The 7,375-nt window shown below is 70.6% G+C and carries 6 protein-coding genes; all 6 read left to right on the forward strand.

Annotation, left to right across the window (positions count from 1 at the left end; all coding sequences use genetic code 11):
- Positions 1 to 1,325, forward strand: a 1,325-nt coding sequence (amt, locus tag AC1D2K_RS25650) for an ammonium transporter (protein WP_478092036.1), incomplete at its 5' end; no start/stop codon positions are given.
- Between the two features lie 320 nt (positions 1,326 to 1,645).
- Positions 1,646 to 2,569 (forward strand): SMP-30/gluconolactonase/LRE family protein, encoded by a 924-nt coding sequence (locus AC1D2K_RS25655; protein ID WP_478092037.1) that lies wholly within the window; start codon positions 1,646 to 1,648, stop codon positions 2,567 to 2,569.
- Positions 2,570 to 2,663: 94 nt separating this feature from the next.
- Complete coding sequence (locus tag AC1D2K_RS25660; protein ID WP_478092038.1) at positions 2,664 to 4,169, forward strand: FAD-linked oxidase C-terminal domain-containing protein; 1,506 nt, start codon at positions 2,664 to 2,666, stop codon at positions 4,167 to 4,169.
- Between the two features lie 48 nt (positions 4,170 to 4,217).
- Positions 4,218 to 5,393 (forward strand): glycolate oxidase subunit GlcE, encoded by a 1,176-nt coding sequence (gene glcE / locus AC1D2K_RS25665; protein ID WP_478092040.1) that lies wholly within the window; start codon positions 4,218 to 4,220, stop codon positions 5,391 to 5,393.
- Positions 5,394 to 5,401: 8 nt separating this feature from the next.
- Positions 5,402 to 6,640, forward strand: coding sequence for a glycolate oxidase subunit GlcF (gene glcF, locus AC1D2K_RS25670; protein ID WP_478092041.1), 1,239 nt, complete (start codon positions 5,402 to 5,404; stop codon positions 6,638 to 6,640).
- 86 nt (positions 6,641 to 6,726) lie between these two features.
- The gene (locus AC1D2K_RS25675) at positions 6,727 to 7,143 is read left to right on the forward strand and encodes a carboxypeptidase regulatory-like domain-containing protein (RefSeq protein WP_478092043.1); all 417 of its coding nucleotides are present in this window, start codon (positions 6,727 to 6,729) and stop codon (positions 7,141 to 7,143) included.
- The last annotated feature ends 232 nt before the right edge of the window (positions 7,144 to 7,375 follow it).

The raw sequence follows: 7,375 nt of genomic DNA on the forward strand, positions 1-7,375 counted from the left end.
CGTTCAACAAGGGCGATACCGCCTGGATGATGGTCTCGACGCTGCTCGTGATCATGATGACCATCCCCGGCCTGGCGCTGTTCTACGGCGGCCTGGTGCGCAGCAAGAACATGCTGTCGGTGCTGATGCAGGTGATGGTCACGTTCTCGATGATCGTCGTGCTGTGGATGATCTACGGCTACAGCCTGGCCTTCACCGAGGGCAACGCCTTCATCGGCGGCTTCGACCGGCTCTTCATGAGGGGCATCTTCGATCCGGCCACCGGCGTGTTCGCCCCGGGCGCGACCTTCAGCAAGGGCGTCTACATCCCCGAGCTGCTGTTCGCCGCCTTCCAGGCCACCTTCGCCGGCATCACCTGCTGCCTGATCGTCGGCGCCTTCGCCGAACGCATCAAGTTCTCGGCCGTGCTGCTGTTCATGGTGATCTGGTTCACCTTCAGCTATGCGCCGATCGCGCACATGGTCTGGTTCTGGATGGGCCCGGACGCCTACGCGAGCAAGGAAGTGGTCGACGCCATGAACGACAAGGCCGGCCTGATCTGGCAATGGGGCGCGCTCGACTTCGCGGGCGGCACCGTGGTGCACATCAACGCCGCCGTCGCCGGCCTCGTGGGTGCCTACCTGATCGGCAAGCGCATCGGCTACGGCAAGGAATCCTTCACGCCGCATTCGCTGACGCTCACCATGGTCGGCGCCTCGCTGCTGTGGGTCGGCTGGTTCGGCTTCAACGCCGGCTCCGCCCTCGAATCGAGCACCAGCGCCGTGCTGGCCTTCATGAACACCTTCTCGGCCACCGCCGCCGCGGTGCTCGCATGGTGCATCGGTGAAGCGCTGATGCGCGGCAAGGCCTCGATGCTGGGTGCTGCGTCCGGCGCCGTCGCCGGCCTGGTGGCCATCACCCCGGCCGCCGGCAACGTCGGCCTGATGGGCGCGCTCATCGTCGGCTTCGTCGCCGGCTTCGCCTGCCTCTGGGGCGTCAACGGCCTCAAGAAGATGCTCGGCGCGGACGACTCGCTCGACGTCTTCGGCGTCCACGGCGTCGGCGGCATCGTCGGCGCGCTGCTGACCGGCGTGTTCAACACCCAAGCGCTCGGCGGCCCCGGCCTGGTCGGCGACTGGGTGACGGCGGGCGTCATCTCCAACGGCATCGGCGCCCAGGTCTGGATCCAGCTCAAGGCCGTGGCGCTGACCATCGTCTGGTCGGGCGTGGTGGCGTTCATCGCCTTCAAGATCGCCGACCTGACCATCGGTCTGCGGGTCTCCGAAGAAGAAGAGCGCGAAGGCCTCGACATCTCCTCGCACGGCGAAACCGCATACAACCGCTGAACTGTTGCTCGCCCCCAGGTTGCCCCGCACTTCGTGTCGGGGCGCCCACCCCCTACCGGGGGCAACACCAGCGGACCGGCAGAGCCGGATCCGCGGTGTTTCACCAACGGGCCTGGCTTCGCCGGCCGGCCAGGCGCAGTCCCTGGCCCCCATCCCCACCCCTGTCCAGTTCTTCTTGCGTGCCAGTTTCGGCTGCGCGCAGCGCGCCTGTTCGTGGGCGGCTGCGGAACCGGCTTCGCCGGGCCGCTGGCTGCGCCCCCGGTAGGGGGTGGGCGGGCTACACGAAGTGAGCCCAACCTGGGGGCGAGCATAATTTTCTTATGTGGACCACTCTCAACGACAGCTTGAGCCAGTTGGGCGAATCGCCGTTCTGGCATCCGGGCGAGCGCTCGCTCTACTGGCTCGACATTCCCGGCCGTGCGGTGCTGCGCACGCGGGGCGACATCGACGACAGCCCGACCGTCGAGCGCTGGAGCCTCCCGACCGAGCCCGGCTGCATGGCGCCGGCGCGGCGCGGCGGGCTGGTGATCGCGCTGCGCGACGGCGTCTACCGCGCGCCCGTCTGGGGCGGTGAGCTGAAGCCGCTGGCCCGCGTCGACCACGACATCCGCACCATGCGCTTCAACGACGGCAAGTGCGATGGGCTTGGCCGCTTCTGGGCCGGCACCATCAACGAGGCCAAGGACCGCGCCAATGCGGCGCTCTACTGCCTCGACGCCCGCGGCGGCCGCGCCCCGACGCTGGTGCCGATGGCCAACCAGGCCATCACGGGCAACGGGCTGGCTTTCGCGCCCGACGACGCCACCGCCTACTGGGCCGACACCGCGGCCCACCGGGTGCGGGCCTGGGACTGGGCGGCACGCGCGAACATCTTGTCGCGCGAACGCGTGTTCCAGCAGTTCAAGAACAAGCCCGCGGGATGGACGCCGGCGTCGGCGCTGCGCTACGAGGGCCGGCCCGACGGCGCCACGATCGACGCCGAAGGGAACTACTGGGTGGCGATGTTCGAAGGCGGCCAGCTGCTGCGCTTCGCGCCTTCGGGCCAACGGGTGGCGGCGCTCGCGACCCCGGTCCAGTGCCCGACCATGCCCTGCTTCGGCGGCGACGACCTGAAGACGCTGTTCGTCACCACCGCCCGCCGCGGCCGGCCCCCGGACGAGCTCGAAGAGCGGCCGGCCTCGGGCTGCGTGATCCGGATGCGCGTCGACACGCCCGGGCTTCCCGTCGCCTTCTTCGAGGACTGATCGTGCGCACCGCCCCGGCGGCGACAAACTTTCTTCCAGTCGCGAGAGAAAAACCCTCGATCCGGCAGCGCCTGCCTGCGCCGAAAATGCAGGCATGAACGCGCCGCCTGCTCCTGCCCCCCACGAATCGCTGCCCAAGCCGGACCGCCAGGCCCAGGTGGTCCAGGCGCTGCAGGCGCACCTGCCCGCGCATGCGCTGATCTGGCACGCCGAGGACACCACGCCCTACGAATGCGACGGCCTCACGGCCTATCGGCAGCGGCCGATGGTCGTGGCCTTGCCGGAAACCGAGGCGCAGGTGGCGGCGGTCCTGCAGATCTGCCACCGCCTCGGCGTGCCGGTGGTCGCGCGCGGCGCCGGCACCGGGCTCTCGGGCGGCGCAATGCCCCACGCGTCGGGCGTGACGCTGTCGCTGGCCAAGTTCAACCGGATCATCGAGGTGGATCCGGTCAGCCGTACCGCGACCGTCCAGTGCGGCGTGCGCAACCTCGCGATCAGCGAGGCCGCCGCGCCCTTCAACCTCTACTACGCGCCCGACCCGTCGAGCCAGATCGCCTGCACCATCGGCGGCAACGTCGCCGAGAACTCGGGCGGCGTGCACTGCCTCAAGTACGGGCTCACGCTGCACAACGTGCTGCGGGTGCGCGGCTTCACGGCCGAAGGCGAGCCGATCGAGTTCGGCAGCGAGRCCCTCGACTGCGCCGGCCTCGACCTGCTGGCGCTGGTGATCGGCAGCGAGGGCATGCTGGCCGTCACCCTGGAGGTCACGGTCAAGCTGGTGCCCAAGCCCCAGCTGGCGCGCTGCATCATGGCCAGCTTCGACGACGTGCGAAGGGCCGGCGACGCGGTCGCCGCGGTGATCGCGGCCGGCATCATCCCGGCCGGCCTCGAGATGATGGACAAGCCCATGACCGCCGCGGTCGAGGACTTCGTGCACGCCGGCTACGACCTCGAAGCCGCCGCCATCCTGCTGTGTGAATCCGACGGCACGCCCGAGGAGGTCGAAGAGGAGATCGGCCGCATGACCGAGGTGCTGCGCCAGTGCGGCGCCACCGCGATCGCGGTCAGCACCAGCGAGGACGAGCGGCTCAGGTTCTGGAGCGGCCGCAAGAACGCCTTCCCGGCCTCGGGCCGCATCAGCCCCGACTACATGTGCCTCGACTCGACCATCCCGCGCAAGCGCCTGGCCGACATCCTGCTGGCCATCCAGCAGATGGAGAAGAAGTACAAGCTGCGCTGCTGCAACGTGTTCCACGCGGGCGACGGCAACCTGCATCCGCTGGTGCTGTTCGACGCCAACGACCCCGACGAGCTGCACCGCTGCGAACTCTTCGGCGCCGACATCCTCGAGACCAGCGTCGCGATGGGCGGCACGGTGTCGGGCGAGCACGGCGTCGGCGTCGAGAAGCTCAACAGCATGTGCGTGCAGTTCACCGCGACCGAGAACGAGCAGATGTTCGGCGTCAAGCGCGCCTTCGACGCGGCGGGGCTGCTGAACCCCGGCAAGGTCATCCCGACGCTGTCGCGCTGCGCCGAGTACGGCAAGCAGGTGTTCCGCGCCGGGCAGACGCTGCCGTTTGCCGATCTGCCGCGGTTCTGAACGACACAGCGCAATGGCGCACTGAAAAGAAAACGAGAAGACATCACGATGGATTTCAAAGCCCTCAACGCGATCGCCGAGCGCATCCGCGCCGCTGCCGCCGACCGGACGACGTTGAGCATCCGGGGCGGCAACACCAAGGCCTTCTACGGCGAGGCCGCGCGCGGCGTTCCGCTGGAAACCGCTGCGCTCGCCGGCGTCACCAGCTACGAGCCCAGCGAGCTGGTTGTCACGGTGGGCGCCGGCACGCCGCTGGCCGAGCTCGAGGCCTTGCTGGCCCAAGAGGGCCAGTGCCTGCCCTTCGAGCCGCCGCGCTTCGCGCCCGGAAGGACCCGCGCCGAGCCCTTGGGCGAGCGCGTCCTGGACGGAGGCACCGCCGCAGGGAGCGCAGCGACCGTAGGAGGCATGATCGCCGCCGGCCTGAGCGGCCCGGCGCGCGCCAGCGTCGGCGCGGTGCGCGACTACCTGCTGGGCGTCACGCTGGTCAACGGCCGCGGCGAGGTGCTGACCTTCGGCGGCCAGGTGATGAAGAACGTCGCCGGCTACGACGTCTCGCGCGTGCTGGCCGGTTCCATGGGGACGCTCGGCCTGGTCGCCGAAGCCAGCCTCAAGGTGCTGCCGGTGGCGCCGGCCGAGGCCACGCTCGAATTCGCCTGCAGCCAGGCCGATGCGCTGGACCTGCTCAATGAATGGGGCGGCCGGCCGCTGCCGCTCAACGCCAGCGTCTGGCGCGAGCGCGACGGCGCGGGCGTGCTGTCGCTGCGCCTGCGCGGCGCGGTGGCGGCGGTCGAGGCGGCCTGCGCGCAACTGGGCGGCGAGCGGCAGGACAAGGCGCGCTCGGCGGCCGGCTGGCAGTCGCTGCGCGACCAGCAGCATCCGTGGTTCGCCGCAGGCGGGGGCGAACTGTGGCGGCTCTCGGTGCCGCAGACCGCGCCAGTGCTCGCGGTGGAAGGCGCGCCGCTGGTCGAATGGCATGGCGGCCAGCGCTGGTACTGGGCGGCGCCCGGGCAGGGCGCGCGCTTGCGCGCGGCGGCCCGTGCCGCCGGCGGCCACGCGACGCTGTTCAGAGGCTCGGCGGACGGTGGGTCGACCGCCGACCGCTTCGACCCCCTGAGCGCGCCCGTCGAGCGCATCCACCGCGCGCTGATGAACGAGTTCGACCCGCACGCCGTCTTCGACCGCGCACGGCTCTACCCTTCGACCTCCACGCTCCCCGCGAACTGAAGCCCCGCATGCAAACCGAACTCGCTCCCGAATTCCAGGGCACCGCCGACGGCCGCGAGGCCGAGGCGATCCTGCGCAAGTGCGTGCACTGCGGCTTCTGTACCGCCACCTGTCCGACCTACCAGCTGCTCGGCGACGAGCTCGACGGCCCGCGCGGGCGCATCTACCTGATCAAGCAGGTGCTCGAAGGCAAGCAGCCGACGCGCAGCACCCAGCTGCACCTGGACCGCTGCCTGACCTGCCGCAACTGCGAGAGCACCTGCCCGAGCGGCGTGCAATACGGCCACCTGGTCGACATCGGCCGCAAGATCGTCGACCGCAAGGTGCCCCGCCCGGCGCTCGAGAGGGCGGTCCGCTGGACTCTCAAGGAGGCGCTGCCCTCGCCCCTCTTCGCGCCGGCGATGAAGCTCGGCCAGTCGGTGCGCGGCCTGCTGCCGGCCCCGCTCCAGGCCAAGGTGCCGGTGCCGCAGCCCGCAGGCACGTGGCCCCGGCGCAGCCACGCGCGCAAGGTGCTGATGCTGGCCGGCTGCGTGCAGCCTTCGATGGCGCCCAACATCAACAGCGCGACCGCGCGCGTGCTCGACGCCGCCGGCATCGAGGCCGTGATCGCGAACAAGGCCGGCTGCTGCGGCGCCGTGAAGTTCCACCTCGACGACCAGGACGGCGCCAAGGCGCAGATGCGCGCCAACATCGATGCCTGGTGGCCGCAGGTCGACAGCGGCGCGGTCGAGGCGATCGTGATGAACGCCTCGGGCTGCGGCGTCACGGTGCGCGAGTACGGCCACATCCTCAAGGACGACCCGGCCTACGCGGCCCGGGCGGAGCGCATCAGCGCGCTGACCCGCGACCTGAGCGAGCTGCTGCCCGAGCTGGTGCCGCTGCTGAAGGCGCGCGTGCGCGCCCCCCAGGGCGTCGTCGCCTACCACCCGCCGTGCACGCTGCAGCACGGGCAGAAGCTGCGCGGCGGCGTCGAGCAGAACCTGCGCGCGCTCGGCTTCGACATCCGGGTGGCGCAGAGCGAGTCGCACCTGTGCTGCGGCTCGGCCGGCACCTACTCGGTGCTGCAGCCCGAGCTGGCCTACCCCTTGCGCGACCGCAAGCTGGGCCACCTGAACCAGTTGCGGCCTGCCGCCATCGTGTCGGCCAATATCGGTTGCATCACCCACCTGCAAAGCGGCACCGAGACCCCCGTGCGGCACTGGGTCGAGCTGCTCGACGCCGCGCTGGCGCCCGAAGCGGCGGCCTGATCGGACAGCCGCAAGGGGTTTGGTCCGACCCCCGGCGCGCCGGCGCCGCGCGAGGATGTCGGGGTGTTCCCAACGGGAGATTCCTGATGCGTGTCTCTTTCCGAACCCTCTTGCGCGGCGCGGCCCTCTGCGCCTGTGCCGCCGCGCCCTGGGTCGCCCAGGCCCAGATCACCGCGATGCCGGCGATGAAAGTCCAGGATGCGGGACGCTACGTCTGCGGCGGCATCGGTGCCGAAGAATCCACCGCCCTGCGCGCGGCCATGAAGGACCATCCGCTGTCGTTGCTGTTCGCGCGCGCCGGCGGCGAATACCTGGCCGACGTCGACGTCATGGTGAAGGATGCGAACGGCCGTACCGCGCTCGCGATGCGCGCCAGCGGGCCGGTGTGCCTGATCGACCTGCCGGCCGGCCGCTACACGGTCGAGGCCGCCAGCGAAGGCGTCACCAAGAGCCAGGCCGTGACCCTAGGCAGCGGCTCCAAGACCGCCGACTTCCGGTTCTGATTGCCAGTCCAGGGACACCGCGGAACCGGCTTTGCCGGGCCGCCGGTGTCGCCCCCGGTCGGGGGTGGGCGACTACACGAAGTGAGTCAACCTGGGGGCGAGCCCAATGCCCCAGTCCAGGGACACCGCGGAACCGGCTTTGCCGGGCCGCCGGTGTCGCCCCCGGTCGGGGGTGGGCGACTACACGAAGTGAGTCAACCTGGGGGCGAGCCCAATGCCCCAGTCCAGGGAC

The organism is Variovorax sp. P1_H12_2 (assembly GCF_056405335.1).